This window comes from Sphingorhabdus sp. (assembly GCF_044374345.1).
GTDB lineage: Bacteria > Pseudomonadota > Alphaproteobacteria > Sphingomonadales > Sphingomonadaceae > Sphingorhabdus_B.
In genome coordinates, this window is sequence record NZ_JBILOS010000020.1 from 1 (window position 1) to 18,995 (window position 18,995).

Below are 18,995 nucleotides of genomic sequence, written 5' to 3' on the forward strand. Positions count from 1 at the left end.
GTGCATGGCGGGCGTGTATCGCGCGCGCTTGATTTCCAGCCCATGCGCCAGTCCCATTGCGGGCGGCGTTGGTGGAAATATCATGCCTCATGCAGCGTCAACCTGTTAATATGCCGATCGGAAAAGAACCGAAGGCGGATTGGCGGGAAGGTCAGATGAAATTCCCTGTAGCTATTCGCTAGCACTCCTGCAGGTTGTCGGCAAGGGCATCGCGCGAAATAGCTTGCTATTATGGACCGAAAAACCAGTTTTTAGCCTTAATGCGTCATTAACCTCGTCTGGACACCAGCCTTTGCCCGCCCACGGCTTACAATCCACTCGTCAGGTAGGCGGAGCTGGGGCGTGGGCGAAAAAATTTTCTGGACGAGGGCAAGGGCTAGAACCCCTAAGCGCTATATACGCGCTGCTGCGCTTTTTGCCACCTTGCCGGTTTTCGCGTCCCCAGCGATTGGCGGAGGCATTCCGCACGTTTCGGTGCAGGGGGAATTAGGACCGCGGGTCAGCCAAATCGCGCCATCACTGGCATTTCGCGCAGAGCCGCCACGGCGGCGTTACGAAGTTACTGCACCCATTCGCTCGAACGTCGGCAAAGGCTTGCCGAAGATAAGCGGCCCTGCGGACGCAAGCCTACCCCTTGTCGTCATTGACGCGGGGCATGGCGGGCATGACCCGGGCGCTATCAGTCCACATGGCGGGCAGCGCGAAAAAGACGTCACATTGGCCATTGCTAAAGCGGTGCGGGATGAAATGCTTAAAAGCGGCCGTGTCCGCGTTGCATTAACGCGGGACAGCGATAAATTTATCGTGTTGCAGGACAGATATCAGATCGCACGCAAGCTGAATGCCGATCTGTTCATTTCTATTCACGCGGACAGCGCCGATAATCCGCAAGCCAGCGGCGGCACCGTTTATACGCTTTCCGAAATTGCATCTGATCGCGAGGCGCAGCGGCTTGCTGCGCGCGAAAACAAGGCGAACATCCTCAACGGCGTTAATCTGGGCGGTGCTGATGCCAATGTGTCGTCGATCCTCATTGACCTGACACAGCGCGAAACCATGAATGTGTCCGCTGATTTCGCAAAGCTGTTGCTGCGTGAGGCAACGCCGAACATGCGTATCCGTGGAAATTCGCACCGCTTTGCGTCGTTTATTGTGCTCAATGCGCCCGACACGCCGTCGGTGTTGTTCGAAACGGGTTATCTGAGCAATGCATCCGATGTCAGCTTTCTGGCATCATCAACCGGACGCCAAAAGGTCGCGCGGGCAGTCGCAAATGCCATTCAGGTCCACTTTGCACGCAGGATCGTGGCCCGATAATCATCGGGTGCGATAAAAATCGCGCCATTTTGCAGAACAAGATTCTGGACCTGTCCGGCAAATCGGCTAGAGAGGGCCGATAATGGATAACTCGTCTCCAACCACCCAAGAGCCAACTGCTATCAGCTACAGGCTGAAACGCGAAGCCGAAGGATTTATCGGCAAGTGGCAGGGCTGGTGGCAAAGCAAACGGTTTCGGCGCGCGACCTACGCGGTTGGCGCGTTTGTCCTGTTTCTCCTGCTCTTTTGGGCGCTTTTTGCGCGCAATCTTCCCGATGCCGAGGCGTTGATCGAATATGAATCGCCGCTGCCAACGGTGGTACGCGACGTTAACGGAGAACCATTTCACAGCTACGCCCGCGAACGGCGCGTTCAGTTGGAATATGCCGACTTCCCCAAATTACTGGTCCGGGCCTATCTCGCTGCTGAAGATAAAACATTCTTCAGCCATGGCGGTATTGATTATCCCGGTATCGTTTCGGCGATTTTTGACAATATTTTCAGCAGCAAACGCTCACGCGGTGCGTCGACCATAACGCAGCAGGTCGCCAAAAACCTGTTGCTGACGAACGAGTATAGTTACACCCGCAAGGTCAAAGAAGCGATTTTGGCCAAGCGTATTGAAAGTGCGTTGACCAAGCAGCAGATCCTGTCGCTATACCTCAACGAAATCGCGCTCGGTCGGCAGGCGTTTGGCGTGGAAGCCGCCGCACAAGCCTATTTCGCCAAAAGCGTGGATCAGCTTCAACTGCATGAAATGGCCTTTCTTGCCATCTTGCCCAAGGCGCCAGAACGTTATGGTCGCGCAAAGAACGCACGGCTTGCCATTGCCCGTCGCAACTGGGTGCTTGGCGAAATGCACAAAAATGAATGGATCACCGACGCGCAACTCGTGGCCGCCCGTGCCCAGCCGCTTGGTCTCGTGGCGCAGCGCGGTACCGGATATAAAAATGTCGGCGGATATTTCGCGGAAGAAGTACGCCGTCAACTCATTGAGCGCTTTGGTGAAACCGATGCCGACGGACCCTATAGCGTCTATTCGGGCGGGCTTTGGGTACGTTCATCGATGAACGCCGATTACCAGATACTTGCGACGCAGGCACTGCGCGACGGTTTGCTGCGTTACAACGCCGGCAAAGCGTGGAAAGCCAATATGGGCACGATCGACGTGTCGGACGACAAATGGGCTTCACGATTTGCAGCGACCAATATTGCCATTGATTACGCCAATTGGCGCGCTGGTGTGGCTTTGGGTAAAGGCAAAGTGGGCTTTGCCGATGGCAGCGTGAGGCAGTTAGATGGCGCGCCATCGGCGATGAAAGCCGGCGATGTTATCGCTGTCGCGCCCAATGGCACGAATAGCTACGCCGTGCGCAGCGTCCCTGAAGTCGGCGGCGGCATGGTGGTGCAAAACCCGCTCAATGGCCGCGTCTTGGCGATCCAAGGCGGTTTTGATAATCGCATTTCCAGCTTTAATCGCGCAACGCAGGCGCAACGTCAGCCGGGCTCTACGATCAAGCCATTCGTCTATGCAACGGCGCTGGATAACGGCATGACGCCGTCAACCATCATCGTCGACGGACCATATTGCGTATGGCAAGGGGCATCGCTCGGCCAAAAATGCTTCCGAAACTTCACCGGTAATGGCGCCGGGCCGCAAACGATGCGTTGGGGGCTTGAACAATCGCGCAACCTGATGACGGTGCGTGCTGCGGCGGAATCGGGTATGGACAATGTGACCGATACCTTCCGCGATTTTGGCATCGGCGATTATCCGGATTATCTTTCTTATGCCTTGGGTGCGGGTGACACGACCGTGCTGAAGATGGTCAATGCCTATTCGATGCTGGTCAATCACGGCCGCGAATTGAAGCCGACGCTCATCGATTTTGTCCAGAACCGTAAAGGTAAAGTCATTTTCCCCGCCAAGTGGAAACCGTGCAAGGGCTGCCTAGCCAAGGATTGGGACGGCAAGCCAATGCCGCGCTTTGCGGCCGCGGGTAAGCAGGTCATGGACCCAATTACCGCTTATCAAGTCGTCCACATGCTTGAAGGCGTCATTGAACGCGGCACGGCGGTCACATTGCGCGAGCTGGATCGCCCGTTATTTGGGAAGACTGGAACAACCACTGGCCCCACCAACGTATGGTTTATTGGCGGATCGCCGCATCTGGTCGCAGGACTCTATTTGGGCTTTGACCAGCCGCGAAATATGGGTGGCTATGCGCAGGGTAGTTCACTTGCGGCCCCCATCTTCAAACAATTCGCGCGGTCGGCGATGGCCGGGATGCCAAAGACTCCGTTTATCGCGCCCGCCGGAACCCGGTTGGTGCGCATCGACCGTAAGAGCGGCAAGCGCGTCTATGGCGCTTGGCCGGGCAGAGATCCCATGAGCGCGGTGATTTGGGAAGCATTCAAGGCTGAGACCGAACCGAAACGCTCCATTCGCCAAGAGGAGCTTGCGGCACGTGAAGACAAACCCAAGGAAACATCCGAGGCGCAGTCCAATAGCGCAACGCGATCGTCGACATCGGCGAGCACCAGCGTCGGGACAAAACGCGATCAGGAGTTTATCCAGCAAGAGGGCGGAATATACTAATCATCCGCCTGATTTAGGGCGTTTCGTCCTAAATTGGGGCGCCAAATTGGTAAGCCGACGAACGTTCGCGCAATTAGCTGGCTTTGACTTCGTGGGCGTTTCGGTTAAAGGCCGCGCCTGACATTTTTCATTCCCTTGGAGTTTCCCCATGCGCGCCGACGCAGAAGGCTATGTTGCCCGCATTGATGCTGCCCTTAACCTGGTCAAGATGTCGCTTGATTGGGACCGCGCATTGCGCCGCCTTGATGAGTTGAACGCAAAGGTCGAAGACCCGACCTTGTGGGATAATCCCAAGTCCGCTGAAGAGGTTATGCGCGAGCGCCGCCGCCTTGATGCCGCCATCAGCACCGTGCGCGAAATTGACGCCGACAAGAGTGGAACGGTTGAACTGATTGAGCTTGCCGAAATGGAAGGCGATGCAGAACTCGGCGACGAAGGTGCCGCATCGCTTAAGGCGTTGGCGGATCGTGCCGACAAGGACAAGGTCATGGCGCTGCTGTCGGGCGAAGCCGATGGCAATGACACCTTCATCGAAATTCACGCTGGCGCAGGCGGCACGGAAAGCCAGGATTGGGCCGAAATGCTACAGCGCATGTATTATCGCTGGGCCGAACAGCGCGGCTATAAAGTCGAAATGGTTGATTATCAGGCCGGTGATCAGGCCGGCATCAAATCGGCGACGTTGCTGGTCAAAGGCGAAAATGCCTATGGCTATGCCAAGACCGAAAGCGGCGTCCATCGTCTTGTCCGCATCTCACCTTATGACAGCGCAGCAAAGCGCCACACCAGCTTCTCCAGCGTTTGGGTCTATCCTGTCATTGATGACAATATCGACATTGAAATCAACGAAGGCGATTTGAAGATCGACACCTATCGCGCATCAGGCGCAGGTGGGCAGCACGTTAATACGACCGACTCCGCCGTGCGTATCACCCACAAACCGTCCGGCATCGTCGTGGCCAGCCAAAATGACCGCAGCCAGCACAAGAACCGCGCAACCGCGATGGGCATGTTGAAGGCGCGCTTGTACGAGGCGGAGCTTCGCAAGCGTGAAGAAGTCGCATCGGGCGAATATGCGGCGAAAACCGAAATCGGTTGGGGCCACCAAATCCGGTCCTATGTGCTTCAGCCCTATCAGATGGTGAAAGACCTTCGTACCGGCGTGACGTCCCCAACACCCAGCGATGTGCTGGACGGCGACCTGGACAATTTCATTGCCGCAGCATTGGCCCAGCGCGTCACGGGCGAGGCTGTTTCCGTCGACGATGTTGATTGACGCTTAGTCGCCCGGAGACGCTGAAGACCCCGCCAATAGCCCGCCGTCCAGATGCACTTCGCTTCCGGTCATATAGGTGGCGTCATCCGATGCCAGCATTAGGGCAATTGCCGCGACTTCTTCGACCGTGCCGAACCGCTTGAGCGGTGTGTCTGCGGCCATTGCGGCCATGCGCGCCGCACGATCTGGTCCATCGCCAATTAACGCGTCCCACATCGGTGTCATGATAGCGGCGGGATGGATCGAATTGCAGCGAATGTTCAACCCTTGCCCCGCGCAATATAAAGCCACGGATTTGGTGTGGTTCCGGATAGCTGCCTTGGACGAAGCATAGGCCGCAGCACCCGGAATACCCACCAAGCCAGAGCGCGAGGACATGTTGATGATGGAGCCCGCTTTCTTGGCGCGCATCGCCTTGATCGCATAACGGCAGCCCAGAAACGTTCCGTCCAGATTGATCGCGTGGACGCGGTGCCATTCGGCCAGCGTGGCGTTTTCAGGGTCATGCGGGCCAGGGCTGTCTTCGAACCCGGTTATACCGGCATTATTCACGACGATGTCGATGCTTGGCTGCTGTTTGGCCAAATTGTTCCAATCCTCTTCGGACGAGACATCAAGCGCAACGAAAGTGCCGCCGATTTCTGATGCCACGCGCGCACCGTTTTCGGCATCAACATCGCCGATGATGACCATCGCCCCTTCTTTCGCGAAGCAGCGGGCAATCGCCTCGCCAATTCCGCGGGTTCCGCCAGTCACGAGCGCGGATTTGTGATGTAGTTTCGGCATGTGCGTTTCCTGTATTCAAATGATATTTGACCACCGCAACGCTGTACGGCGGCTATCTGAGCCGTGTGAAGAGCGTTTGCACTCTTTAGCCTTGAATCACTGGACCTACTCCACTTAAGCAGGCCACAAGGATTAACAGCGTTACGGGAGAGAGCAAGTGAGTGAGCATCAGGACTGGTTTCCAATTCCCGAGACGGCTGCCCGTAACACGCAATGCAGCGCTGCGGATTATGACCTTATGTATGCGCAAAGCATCAGCGCGCCCGATGCATTTTGGGCGGAGCAAGCCAAGCGGATCGATTGGTTCACGCCGCCAACGAAAATTGGTAACTGGTCGTTCAACCCCGTGTCGATAAAATGGTATGAAGACGGTGTATTGAACCTGTGCCACAACGCCGTTGACCGCCATGTTGCCGCGGGCAAGGGCGACGCGATTGCCTTTATCTTTGAGCCTGATGACCCGGTCAAAGATGCGCGTAGGGTTTCCTATTCGGAGTTGCTGACGGAGGTTAAGCGCATGGCTGGTGCGCTCAAGACCCTTGGCGTTGGCAAAGGGGACCGCGTTACAATCTATATGCCCATGTGTGTTGAGGGCGCGGTTGCGATGCTCGCCTGCGCACGGATCGGCGCGGTGCACAGCGTCGTTTTTGGTGGCTTTTCGCCGGAGGCTATTGCTGGACGTATTCAGGATTGCGGTAGCCGGTTTGTGGTCTGCGCAGACACGGCGTTGCGCGGTGGCAAGTCGGTGCCGTTAAAAGCGAATATCGATGCGGCGCTGACGAAAGTGGATGGTGTCGATGCCGTTTTGGTTGTGCAGCACACAAGCGAGCCCGTTGCGATGCAGGCTGGCCGCGACCATTGGTATCACGACTTTGGCGCGTCGGACGATTGCCCCTGCGAACCCATGAACGCCGAAGACGCTTTGTTCATATTATACACATCAGGATCAACGGGCAGCCCAAAGGGTGTGTTGCACACCGTCGGTGGCTATTCGGTATGGACCGCGAGCACATTTCATTATGTCTTTGACTATCGCCCCGGCGAGGTCTTCTTTTGCTCGGCCGACATTGGTTGGGTCACGGGGCACAGCTATGTGGTCTATGGGCCGTTACAAAATGGCGGAACCAGCCTGATATTCGAAGGCATTCCAAGCTACCCCGACAGCGGGCGTTTCTGGGACATTATTGACCGGCATCAGGTGAACATATTTTACACCGCGCCAACGGCTCTGCGCGCGCTGATGCGCGATGGCGATGCGCCAGTTTTGGCACGCTCGCGCAAGTCGTTGCGCTTGCTCGGCACGGTGGGGGAGCCCATCAATCCCGAAGCGTGGCGCTGGTATCACGCGACGGTGGGCGAGGGGAAATTGCCTGTTGTCGACACATGGTGGCAGACAGAGACCGGCGGCGTGATGATTACAACCTTGCCCGGCGCGCATGGCATGAAACCGGGCAGCGCAGGGCGACCTTTCTTTGGCATTCAGCCGCAGCTCGTGGATAATGAGGGCGTCGTACTTGCCGATGAGCATATTGGCGGCGCAACGTCGGGTAATCTTTGCATTACGCACAGCTGGCCGGGCCAAGCACGCACCGTTTATGGGGATCACGACCGTTTCGTGCAGACCTATTTTTCGACCTATGCAGGCAAATATTTTACAGGCGACGGCTGCCGCAGGGATGAAGACGGCTATTACTGGATTACGGGCCGTGTTGACGACGTGATCAACGTATCGGGCCACCGCATGGGCACCGCCGAGGTGGAAAGCGCGCTCGTGCTGCATGACAAGGTCGCAGAGGCAGCCGTCGTTGGATTTCCGCACGATATAAAGGGGCAGGGCATATATTGCTATGTGACCCTGAATGTCGGCGAAGAGCCGTCGGACGAACTCCACGCGGAACTTCGGCAACAGGTGCGCGTTGAAATCGGACCAATTGCGTCGCCCGATCATATCCATTTCACGACCGCACTGCCCAAAACACGATCGGGCAAAATCATGCGGCGCATATTGCGGAAGATTGCCGAAAATGACTTTGGCGCTTTGGGGGATACGTCAACGCTTGCTGACCCAAATGTTGTCGATGCGCTTATTGAGGGGCGGCAGAACCAGTGACGTCAGCACAGCGTTAGAATTCCCGCATTCACCTTTACTTGACGCTTGCGTCAAGTGCCACGACACCTTAACAGATGCGCCTTAATCGCGCGATTAAATGCGCCATATTGGGAAAAGCTTCATGACCGATTCTCCAGCAAAAACGGGTCCCTTAAAAGGCATTAAGGTCGTTGAACTCGCTGGAATTGGACCGGGGCCATATGCTGGCCAGCTGCTGTCCGACATGGGCGCTGATGTCATTGTGATTGACCGTCCGGGCGGCTCGATTGTTCCCAAGGCGATTGATGCGCGGGGCAAAAGGTCGATGGTTCTTGACCTCAAAAAACCGGAAGCTGTCGCGGCGCTGCTAAAGATTGTCGCAACTGCCGACGTCCTTATCGAAGGCCTGCGGCCGGGCGTGACCGAGCGTATGGGTGTTGGCCCCGATGTCTGTCACGCCATTAACCCGCGCTTGATCTATGGCCGTATGACCGGCTGGGGACAGACCGGCCCGTGGAGCCAGATGGCGGGGCATGATATCAACTACATCGGCATGACCGGCGTATTGAACGCGATTGGCAAAGATGGCCAGCCGCCCGTTCCCCCGCTCAATATGATCGGTGATTTTGGCGGCGGTTCCATGTTCCTCGTCAACGGCATCCTCGCGGCAATAATTGAGCGTGCGCAGACGGGCCGTGGCAATATCGTCGATGCCGCGATTGTCGATGGCACGCATAGCCTGATGAGCTTTGTCCATGGCATGGCCGGCGTTGGCCAATGGCGGACGAAGCGTGAGGCGAATTTGCTCGACGGCGCTGCGCCATTTTATCGTTGTTACATGACGGCCGATGGCAAGTTCATGGCGGTTGGCTGCATTGAGCCGCAATTCTTTGCCGCGATGATGGAACGTTTGCCCATTGATCGGGAGGCTTATGGCGCGCAGCATGACCATGCCGCATTCGCAAAGCAGCATGAAATGCTGGAGGATGTGTTCGCCACCAAAACGCGTGATGCTTGGGAAGCCATTTTTGTCGGTACCGACGCATGCGTAACGCCGGTGCTCGACTATGTTGAGGCCGCGTCACATCCTGTAAATGCCGAACGCCACGCGGTTGTAACCGATGGTCGTTGGCTGCACCCTCAAGTCGCGCCGCGTCTTGCAACGCAGCCTTTGCCAACCCATTTTGATATCGCAACAAAAGGTGCAGATTACGCCGCCATATTGGCCGAAGCGGGACTCAGCGCCGATGACATCTCCCAACTGATCGCGGCAGGCGCCGTGGTCGCAAACAAGGACTGAATATGACCGAAGCCTATATTTATGATGCGGTGCGTAGCCCGCGTGGCAAGGGGCGGTCGGATGGCGCGCTGCACGAAATAACGCCCATCGACCTCGCGGCGCAGGTTCTGGCTGCCATTCGTGACCGCAATGGCCTGTCAGGTGAAGAGATTGAAGATGTGGCCTTTGGTTGCGTATCGCCAGTGGGCGAGCAAGGTGCGGTTATCACGCGTACCGCCGTGTTGGCTGCGGGCTATCCGCACACGACCTCGGGCATTCAGGTGAACCGTTTCTGCGGATCGGGCCTTGAAGCATCGAACATCGCTGCAGCCAAAGTGAAGTCGGGCGAATGCGATTTGGCGGTCGGCGGCGGCATTGAATCGATGAGCCGCGTGCCCATGGGTTCAGACGGCGGCGCGTGGCCCATCGACCCGCGCTCGGCGATTGCCAATTACTTCATCCCGCAAGGCATTTCCGCAGACCTTATCGCCACCAAATATGGCTATAGCCGTGATGATGTCGATGCTTATGCGGTCGAAAGCCAAAAGCGGGCTGGCCGGGCATGGGCTGAAAAGCGTTTTGCGCGCTCCATCCTGCCGATCCGCGATGTCATTGGCGAAGTCGTCCTCGACCATGACGAATTGATGCGTCCGGAAACCGATATGCAATCATTGGGCGCATTGGCCCCTGCATTCCAGATGATGGGCACCATGATGCCCGGCTTTGATGACATTGCCATCATGCGCTATCCCGACGTCGAAAAGATCAACCATGTCCACCATGCCGGTAACAGCTCGGGTATCGTCGATGGTTCGGCCGCTGTGCTGATTGGCACGAAAGAAGCTGGCGAGAAATATGGCCTGAAGGCGCGTGCACGTATCGTATCGATGGCCTCCATCGGTTCCGAACCCGCCATCATGCTCACTGGCCCCGAATTCGCCGCGCAAAAGGCGCTGGCGCGCGCCGGAATGGACAAGAGCGACATTGATGTGTGGGAATTGAACGAAGCCTTTGCCTCGGTCGTTCTGCGCTTCATGGAAGCGATGAACGTTGACCATAGCGACATCAACGTCAACGGTGGTGCCATTGCCATGGGACATCCGCTTGGCGCGACAGGTGCCATGATCCTTGGCACCGTGCTGGATGAGCTGGAACGTTCCGGCAAGTCGACTGCGCTCACCACGTTGTGCATTGGTGCCGGAATGGGCACTGCAACCATCATCGAACGCGTGAATTGATCGGGAACGAAAACATGACTTACACAACTTTCTCCGTCGATATCGACGCCGATGGCATTGCGCTTCTGACGATCGACCTTCCCGATGCATCCATGAACGTATGGAATGGCGCGTTGATTGAAGAATTCGGCAAATGGGTCGACGATTTCACCACGAACGAAGCCGTAAAGGGCGCGGTCATTACATCGGGCAAGAAATCCGGTTTCCTCGCCGGTGCTGACTTGACCATGTTGGGCGGCGCAAAGGCGAGCAGCACCAAAGAAGCGTTCGACCAAGCCTTTGCTTTGAATGCGTTGCTCCGCAAAATGGAATCCGGCGGTCATTCCGCCAAGGACCTGAGCAGCGGCAAGGCGTCGGCAAAGCCAGTTGCCTGTGCGCTGAACGGTCTTGCTCTCGGCGGCGGTTTGGAACTCGCGCTTGCGTGCCATTACCGCGTCGTTGCGGACAATCCAAAAATCCAGCTCGGCATGCCCGAAGTGATGGTTGGACTGTTGCCCGGCGGCGGCGGAACACAGCGGACGCCGCGCCTCATCGGCCTGCAGAACGCGGCGATGATGATTATTCAAGGCAAGTCGCTCGACCCGGCAACAGCGAAGGCACAGGGACTGGTGCACGACGTTGCGCCGGCTGCGGATGTGATCGCCAATGCAAAGGCTTGGGTAAAGGCCAATCCGAAGGCGACGGCGCCTTGGGACAAGAAGGATTTCAAATTCCCCGGTGGTGCAGGCGCGATGGACCCACGTGCGGTTCAGCTATTCGTTGGCCTGAACGCGATGGCGCATAAGGAGAGCAAAGGCAATTTTGACGCCATCAAGGCCATTTTGTCGTGTCTGTACGAAGGTTCGATTTTGCCGTTCGACACTGCGCTGCGTGTGGAATCCAAATATTTCACGAAACTGCTTTCGGGCAGCCAAGCGAAGAATATGATCCGCACCTTGTTCATCAACAAACAGGCCGCTGAAAAGGGCGCTGGCCGCCCCGCAGGCGTCCCTGCGGTTGAGATTAAAAAGGTTGGCGTGCTGGGCGGTGGCCTCATGGGGTCCGGCATCACGCATGTTACCGTTAAGGGTGGCATGGAGGTTGTCGTTCTCGACCGCAGCCTTGAAGATGCCAATAAGGCGGTGGATTACAGCCGCAAGATCATCGACAAGGCCGTCAGCCGTGGCAAGATGACCAAGGAAGCGGGTGACGCGTTCATGGCGCGGATTACGCCGACGGATAATTATGACGATCTGAAAGATGTCGACTTGATCATCGAAGCCGTGTTTGAACGGCCTGATGTCAAGGCAGACGTCATTAAGAAGGCAGAAGCGGTCATCAGACCCGATGTTGTGTTCGCGTCGAATACGTCGACATTGCCGATTACGGGTCTTGCGAAGAATTCGTCACGTCCGGAACTGTTTGTCGGGCTGCACTTCTTCTCGCCGGTTGAAAAAATGCCGTTGCTGGAGATCATTCCGGGTGAACACACGGGCGAGCGGGCAATGGCCGCGGCGTTTGATTATAACGCAAAGATCAAGAAGACGCCGATCGTCGTAAAGGACGTCCGCGGCTTCTTCACCAACCGCGTATTCCCGCCTTATATGGGTGAGGCGATGAAGCTCGTGACCGAGGGCGTAAAACCTGCGCTCATCGAAAATGCCGCCAAGTCGCTTGGCATGCCGATTGGCCCGCTGGCGTTGCTTGATGAAACGACATTGCAGCTTGGCTATGACGTGATGCAGTCGACCAAGAAGGAATTGGGCGACGCGTATCAACCAAGCGGCACCGAAGACTTCATGGAATTGATGGTCGTCAAACTTGGCCGTAAGGGCCGTCGTTTCGGCTCTGGCTTCTATGACTATGACGAAAAAGGTGAGCGCAAGACTCTTTGGCAGGGCATGGCGGAGCATTATCCGCTCGCTGAAGACCAGCCATCGGTCGACGAAGTGAAGCAGCGCCTGCTGTACATTCAGTTGATTGCCACAGCGCAATGCTTTGAAGAAGAGGTCGTACGCGATCCTCAGAGCGCTGATCTGGGTGCCATTTTCGGTTGGGGCTTTGCGCCGTACACCGGTGGTCCGATGAGCTATATCGACACGGTTGGCTTGGAGAACTTCGTCCGTACGGCCGACAATTTGGCGCAGCGATTTGGCAATCGTTTTGCGCCACCCAAAAGCTTCCGCGACATGGCGGACAAGGGCGAGACGCTGTATAAAGCCGCTGCATAAAACCAGCAAGCAAGGCACAAAAAAGGGCGACCTCCGCGGAGGCCGCCCTTTTTGTTTGTGTCGTTGGTTTAGAACTTGGCGCGGACGGTCAGGCCGTACATGCGTGGCTCTTCAACGAAACCGATCAACGAGCGCGTACCAGCACCGCCACGAAGTGGGGTGTTGGTGGTGATGCCGCGCGTGATTTCGTTGTTCAGGTTCGTACCCCAAAGCTCGAACGTGTAACGCTCATCTGGCGTGGTCAGGCCGATGCGTGCGTTGATCTTGTAGTAGTTTTCCTGGCGTGCAAACGGCACGGGCAGACCGTTCGTGTCGGTGTCGATTGTCCGGGTCGTGCGGCTATCGGAATAGTTCACGTTACCGTTGACCAGGATGCTCCAACCCGAGTCCGTCAAAGGACCATCGTACGTCACCCCGACTACGCCCGCAAATTTAGGCGCGTTCGTCAGGTCCTGACCGCAAAGTCGCTGTGTTGATGGGAGGGCAGCCACGGCTACACCATCCGCGCAGTTGCTGGGATAGCGGGCATTGGCATATGTTCCCGATGCATTTACCGAAATATGGTCGCTCAGCTTACCAAACAACTCAAGCTCAGCACCTGTCGACCGCGCCGAATTGACGTTGAAGGTCAGGAACTGGACGCCCGTGAATTCAAGCACCTGAAAGTCGCTCATTTTCATGTCGAACAAGGCCAAATTCGCTTTGATGGCACCAAATAATGTTGCCTTTACACCCACTTCGATTTGGTTGACCTTTTCGGATTTGAAGCTTGGATCAGCATAAACCGGTGCCACAATAGTACCCGTTGCTAAACCGGCAAGAATGGCTCCCGAGTTTTGCAAGGTTGCGGATTGTGGATCGAGGTTGAAACCACCCGATTTGAAACCATGGCTGTAACCGGCGTAGAGCAACAGATCTTCGTTCGCTTTATACCCGAGCTGCGCCGTATAGGTGATCTCGTCGTCCTTGAACTCTTGCGACCATACACGCGGCAACGGAAGCTTGGCGCTCGCAAGGCCGCCGCCGATGGCTGCTGGAGCAGTCAGGGCAACCGACGTTGCAAACGGGAAGCAGTTGATACCAATCATACCCGCACGAAGAGCGGCAGGTACGGCGCCGGTCAAAACACCATTCACGCTGGCTTGGCACGCACTGGCGCCTGCGCCGGTCGTTCCAGCAAGCTGGTTGAACGATGCGTCCTTGGTTTCATTTACGTAACGGGCACCGAGCGTCAAGCTAAGCTTATCGGTGAAATTGACAACATTGTGCGTGAATACCGACCAGCTGCTCGCATCCTGGTTAAACCGGTTTTCTGCATAGTTGCCATTGGCATTGACTGGAACGCCGGCATTGCCGAACGCGGTCAGTGCGAACAACGGGTTGACCCCTGCCGCATTGGCAAAGTTGAAAGCACTACCCGTCCGCTGGAAATCAGCATTGAGCGTCATCGTTTGGTCAGCGCGGATTTTCTCGCTGGAGTAGAAACCACCAACCAACCAGTCGAGACCATCATTGAAAGCGGTGCCTTGCAGGCGCAGCTCTTGGGTGAAGGTCTTGATATGGTCGCCCGATGGCAAAATGCCGGGGCGTGATGTCGGTGCGCCATTACCCACTGTGTAGGTATCGTTGGCGGTGAAGCCACCGACTGTTGTCGAGCTTGAATCAAACTTGCGATATGCGGTAACCGAGGTCAACTTTGCGGCACCCAGGTCCCATTTCAGTTCGGCTGAAGTACCCCATTGCTTGGAGCCGTTCAGATATGGTCCACCGTTGATCGATAGATTCTTCAGCGCGCTCATTCCGGACTGGTCTACGCCATCGCTGGCCAAGCCGTGGAAAGCGGAGAAGGGCGCAAGTTCGGTTTCACGAACGATAACCGCTTCGCAGCATTGTTCGTCGGTCTTGGCATAATCGGCCAATAGACGGATGCTCACATCTGCATTTGGTTCGATGTAAAGCTGTCCGCGCAGCATGTAACGATCACGGTTGTTGCTCTCTACGCCCGATGGTGTTTTGAGATAGCCGTCGCGCTTGCGCCATGTGCCGGACACGCGGAGGCCCGCAACATCAGTGGTGATAGGTACACTGACGCCAGCTTGAAGGTTCATGAAATTATAATTGCCGTAACTCGCGTTTGCAAAGCCTTCGACTTCAGAAAGGCTCGGACGCTTTGTCGAGACGTTCAGCGCCCCGGCCGAAGTGTTGCGGCCAAACAGTGTGCCTTGAGGACCACGCAAAATTTCAAGGCGTTCGATATCGACAAGGTCACCCAGTGCAACGCCTGGACGTGACTGATAGACACCGTCGATGAATACGCCAACCGAGCTTTCAAGGCCCGTATTGTTGCCGGTCGTGCCGACGCCGCGGACCTTAATCGAGGTACCTTGGGTTTCGGTCTGCGAAGATTGGATGTTGATGCTTGGCGAAATCGACGCCAGATTTTTGATGTCGTTGACGCCCTGACGCTCCAGCGCCTCTGGCGCGACCGCGGTCACGGCAAGCGGAATGTCTTGCACATCCATCGCGCGCAACGTTGCAGTAACGATAATGGGTTCATCACCACTATCTTCTTCGGCTTGGGCTGTTTGGGCGTAAGCCGCAGGCACTAACATCGCGCTGCAGATGGTGCTGCACAGGGCAGCCGTGATTACACGATTAAATCGACGCATTATACTCTCTCCTCCTATTCAACCGACACCCTTGTGGCATTTGCTGCTCACTTCGGGATACCAGTTTTGACACACCCGCCGTCTGGGTTGGACCGGCAAGCAAGCTCTCACTCAACCTCCATCCTATCGCCGAATTTTAACAAATCCAGCAATTTAATCGGGCAGTTGAAATTTATACTTTACAGTGGCTTTTGTGCCCTTTGGCGCTAATTATGCGGTCTATGTTTGACCGTCCTACGATATTAGACGCGGCTTTTCTGCGGCGTGTTGCTGCCCATGACTTTCCCGCTCCGCGTTCGAAAGGTGCGGCCGAAGTAGCAGCGCCCCATCTGCTGGTGGATTTGTTCGACACGCAAATCATGAACCGTCACCTCGATCTTTGGGCGCGCCGGTCAAAGGGTAAGACATTTTATTCCATCGGCAGTTCGGGGCATGAAGGCACTGCGGCGATGGCGGCGGCGACGCGCGCGACCGATATGGCATTTTTGCATTATCGCGATGGCGCGTTCCTGATTCAGCGCAAAAAGCAAGCTGGCGGCCTGACACCATTATATGACATGGCTTTGTCCTTCGCAGCGTCGGCAGATGATCCGATTTCCGGCGGCCGGCACAAGGTTCTGGGATGTGCACACACTTTTGTCCCGCCGCAGACCAGCACCATTGCCTCGCATTTGCCAAAGGCCGTCGGTGCCGCGCATTCTTTGGGGCTGGCACGGCGCCTGCAACTCGATGATGCGGTTCTCCCGCATGATTCCATCATTTTATGTTCCTTTGGCGATGCATCGGCCAACCACTCTACGTCGCAGGGCGCGTTCAACGCCGCCTGCTGGGCTGCGTATCAGCATTTGCCTATGCCCATCGTTTTCCTGTGTGAGGATAATGGCATTGGCATTTCGGTGCGGACGCCCGGTGGATGGATAGCGGCCAACTTCGCGCATCGCCCTGCATTGAAATATATTGCCTGCGACGGGGCGGACCTGAATGATGCTTTGCGTGGTTGCCACGAAGCCGTTGCATATGCGCGTGCGCGGCGCAGGCCCGTATTTCTGCATATGCAGACAGTGCGCCTCATGGGGCATGCAGGGGCCGATGTTGAATTGAGCTACGCACCGATTGGGCAGATCGAAGCCGCCGAAGCGCAAGATCCATTGCTGCACAGCGCGCGCATTTTGCATGAACAAGCGGGCATGTCGGGCGCGGAGATTGTTGCGCGCTACGAAGATATGCGCGCGCGGGTTGACCGCGTTGCCTTGGATGCGCTGGCCAAGCCACGGCTCGTCACCGCGCAAGAGGTGATGGCGTCCATCCTGCCAGAGGAAGGCACCAAGCCATCGCCGCCATTGCCCGATGCGGCCGCACGCGACACCCTTTTCGCCAAAGACGCGCGCAACCTCTCCAAAGCTGTCACTTTGGCCAAGAGCATCAACTTCGCCTTGGCGGACATCATGCTGCAATATCCCAATGTCGCGGTGTTCGGCGAGGATGTCGCGCGCAAGGGTGGCGTCTATGGCGTGACACAGGGGCTGCAGGAAAAATTCGGCGCAGCGCGTGTGTTTGACACGTTGTTGGACGAACAGACCATCCTTGGGCTTGCCATCGGCATGGGGCATAATGGCTTTATTCCTATCCCCGAAATCCAGTTTTTGGCATATCTGCATAATGCAGAGGACCAAATCCGCGGCGAAGCGGCGACCTTGTCCTTCTTTTCAAACCGCCAATATCGCAACCCTATGGTCGTGCGCATCGCTGGCTTGCCCTATCAAAAGGGCTTTGGCGGGCATTTCCACAATGATAACAGCATCGCGGTCCTTACCGACATTCCCGGTATCATTGTCGCATGTCCGTCCAACGCCGCCGACGCGCCCGCTATGCTGCGTGAATGCGTCCGGCTGGCGCATGAGGATGGCCGTGTTGTGATCTTCCTTGAACCCATCGCGCTGTATCACACAACGGACCTTCACGGCGCGGAGGATGGAGCCTGGTCTGCGGAATATACAGCGCCGACGGACGCGGGTGAAATCGCCTTTGGTGCGCTTGGACAATTTGGCAACGGTACTGAACTTGCGATTATAACCTATGGAAATGGTTATTATTTATCGCGTCAGGCTGCGCCCGAATTGGAAGCGTTGGGCATCAAGCTACGCATCATTGACCTGCGTTGGTTGCATCCGTTGAATGCGGACGCAATCGTCGCTGCGGTGGCCGATTGTTCGAATATCCTGATTGTTGACGAAAGCCGCCGATCTGGAAGCTTGAGTGAAAAGCTGATGACTATATTGACCGAGGCCGGGCGCGGAAATGCCGTTAGCCGGATTACGGCCGAAGATTGCTTCATCCCGCTTGGGCCCGCGGCTGAGCTGGTGTTGCCAAGCAAGCAATCGATCGTGGAAGCCGCCAAGGCAGCGGTCGCATGAAGAAGCGCGCATTGGTCGTTTGCCCGGGACGCGGCACCTATAACGCGTCCGAGCTTGGATATGTTCAGAAGCACCATGCGGCGCGCGCCGATGTTGTCGGCATTGTCGATGCGGTCCGTGCGGAAAAGGGCCAAGCGGCGGTATCAGCGCTCGATAAAGCGGAGAAATACGCGCCATCGGTGCATATGACCGGCGATAATGCATCCCCGCTGATTTACGCATCTGCCCTCGCGGATTTCGCTGCGATTGATCGTGATAAATTTGATGTCGTTGCGGTGACGGGCAATTCGATGGGCTGGTATCTCGCACTTGCCTGTGCGGGTATCGTCGATCTGGCGGCGGGTGCGCGGCTTGTGAACAATATGGGCCTGTTGATGCATGAACATGGCACCGGCGGGCAAATCGTTTGGCCGATTGTTGATGCCGACTGGAGCATTGACGACAAAAAAATGAACTTTTCAAATGCGTTAGTAGATGAAGCGCAGAATATTTCTGATATAACGATATCGGTGTCGATACGGCTCGGCGGGATGGTGGTGTTCGCAGGCGACGAAGCCGGACTGAAATGGCTCGCCGAAAAACTGCCGAAGGACGACCGCTTCCCAATGCGGCTGATGCACCATGCGGCTTTCCACAGCCCGTTGCTGCAGCATATCGTGCCGATGGCGCGCGCGCAGAATCCCGTGGCGGATTTCGGCCCGGGTAACATTCCGGCAATTGACGGGCAGGGCAAGATTTGGTCGCCGCGTGCGTTTAGCGCAGACGCGATCTACGCCTACACGCTTGGCGCGCAATTGACCGAGACATATGATTTTAGCCGTGCGGTGCAGGTTGCCGCAGCAGAATTCGCGCCGGACGTGGTGATTGTTCTGGGGCCCGGAACCACCTTGGGCGCGCCAACGGCACAGGCGCTGATTGCATCTGGTTGGCGCGGCCTTTCGGGCAAAGCAGACTTTCAGGCACGGCAACAGGACGAACCCATATTGATTTCCATGGGTATGGACGAACAGCGCGTCTGGGCAGCACGTTAAACGTTGCATACGAATAAGCGCTAGACGCTTGTGTCCTTCAGGATAAAGGGAGTCGCGATTGGTAAGGCGACCGACCGGTGCCTTGCA

At 56.6% G+C, this 18,995-nt stretch carries 11 protein-coding genes; 9 read left to right on the forward strand and 2 right to left on the reverse strand.

Going from position 1 to position 18,995, the window contains the following annotated elements; genetic code table 11:
- The first annotated feature begins 342 nt into the window (after positions 1-342).
- The 3 genes from ACIQ5B_RS03455 (at position 343) to prfB (ending at position 5,192) form a co-directional block, all read left to right on the forward strand.
- Positions 343-1,317 carry an N-acetylmuramoyl-L-alanine amidase gene (locus ACIQ5B_RS03455; RefSeq protein WP_397597805.1) on the forward strand — a complete coding sequence of 325 codons (975 nt, stop codon included), beginning with the start codon at positions 343-345 and terminating at the stop codon, positions 1,315-1,317.
- A gap of 82 nt (positions 1,318-1,399) precedes the next feature.
- Positions 1,400-3,916 carry a penicillin-binding protein 1A gene (locus tag ACIQ5B_RS03460; RefSeq protein ID WP_397597806.1) on the forward strand — a complete coding sequence of 839 codons (2,517 nt, stop codon included), beginning with the start codon at positions 1,400-1,402 and terminating at the stop codon, positions 3,914-3,916.
- A gap of 148 nt (positions 3,917-4,064) precedes the next feature.
- Positions 4,065-5,192, forward strand: coding sequence for a peptide chain release factor 2 (prfB, locus tag ACIQ5B_RS03465; RefSeq protein WP_397597807.1), 1,128 nt, complete (start codon positions 4,065-4,067; stop codon positions 5,190-5,192).
- A 3-nt stretch (positions 5,193-5,195) separates the two neighbouring features.
- Here prfB and ACIQ5B_RS03470 read toward each other — a convergent pair whose 3' ends face one another.
- A complete protein-coding gene (locus ACIQ5B_RS03470) occupies positions 5,196-5,978 on the reverse strand; it encodes an SDR family oxidoreductase (protein ID WP_397597808.1) in 783 nt (260 codons plus the stop codon).
- Positions 5,979-6,135: 157 nt separating this feature from the next.
- Between ACIQ5B_RS03470 and acs the strand changes: the two genes are divergently transcribed.
- The 4 genes from acs to ACIQ5B_RS03490 all read left to right on the forward strand — a co-directional run bounded on the left by acs (position 6,136) and on the right by ACIQ5B_RS03490 (position 12,794).
- A complete protein-coding gene (gene acs, locus ACIQ5B_RS03475) occupies positions 6,136-8,088 on the forward strand; it encodes an acetate--CoA ligase (RefSeq protein WP_397597809.1) in 1,953 nt (650 codons plus the stop codon).
- 121 nt (positions 8,089-8,209) lie between these two features.
- Positions 8,210-9,367: a CaiB/BaiF CoA transferase family protein gene (locus ACIQ5B_RS03480; protein ID WP_397597810.1), complete on the forward strand. Its 1,158-nt coding sequence runs from the start codon at positions 8,210-8,212 to the stop codon at positions 9,365-9,367.
- A gap of 2 nt (positions 9,368-9,369) precedes the next feature.
- A complete protein-coding gene (locus ACIQ5B_RS03485) occupies positions 9,370-10,584 on the forward strand; it encodes an acetyl-CoA C-acetyltransferase (protein WP_397597811.1) in 1,215 nt (404 codons plus the stop codon).
- Between the two features lie 14 nt (positions 10,585-10,598).
- Complete coding sequence (locus tag ACIQ5B_RS03490) at positions 10,599-12,794, forward strand: 3-hydroxyacyl-CoA dehydrogenase NAD-binding domain-containing protein (protein ID WP_397597812.1); 2,196 nt, start codon at positions 10,599-10,601, stop codon at positions 12,792-12,794.
- Positions 12,795-12,862: 68 nt separating this feature from the next.
- Here ACIQ5B_RS03490 and ACIQ5B_RS03495 read toward each other — a convergent pair whose 3' ends face one another.
- Positions 12,863-15,463 carry a TonB-dependent receptor gene (locus tag ACIQ5B_RS03495; protein WP_397597813.1) on the reverse strand — a complete coding sequence of 867 codons (2,601 nt, stop codon included), beginning with the start codon at positions 15,461-15,463 and terminating at the stop codon, positions 12,863-12,865.
- A 221-nt stretch (positions 15,464-15,684) separates the two neighbouring features.
- On the opposite strand from ACIQ5B_RS03495, the gene ACIQ5B_RS03500 reads away from it, so the two are divergent.
- Both ACIQ5B_RS03500 and ACIQ5B_RS03505 read left to right on the forward strand, forming a co-directional pair.
- Positions 15,685-17,877, forward strand: coding sequence for a thiamine pyrophosphate-dependent enzyme (locus ACIQ5B_RS03500; RefSeq protein WP_397597814.1), 2,193 nt, complete (start codon positions 15,685-15,687; stop codon positions 17,875-17,877).
- Complete coding sequence (locus tag ACIQ5B_RS03505; RefSeq protein WP_397597815.1) at positions 17,874-18,908, forward strand: ACP S-malonyltransferase; 1,035 nt, start codon at positions 17,874-17,876, stop codon at positions 18,906-18,908. The genes ACIQ5B_RS03500 and ACIQ5B_RS03505 overlap by 4 nt, the downstream gene beginning before the upstream one ends.
- The last annotated feature ends 87 nt before the right edge of the window (positions 18,909-18,995 follow it).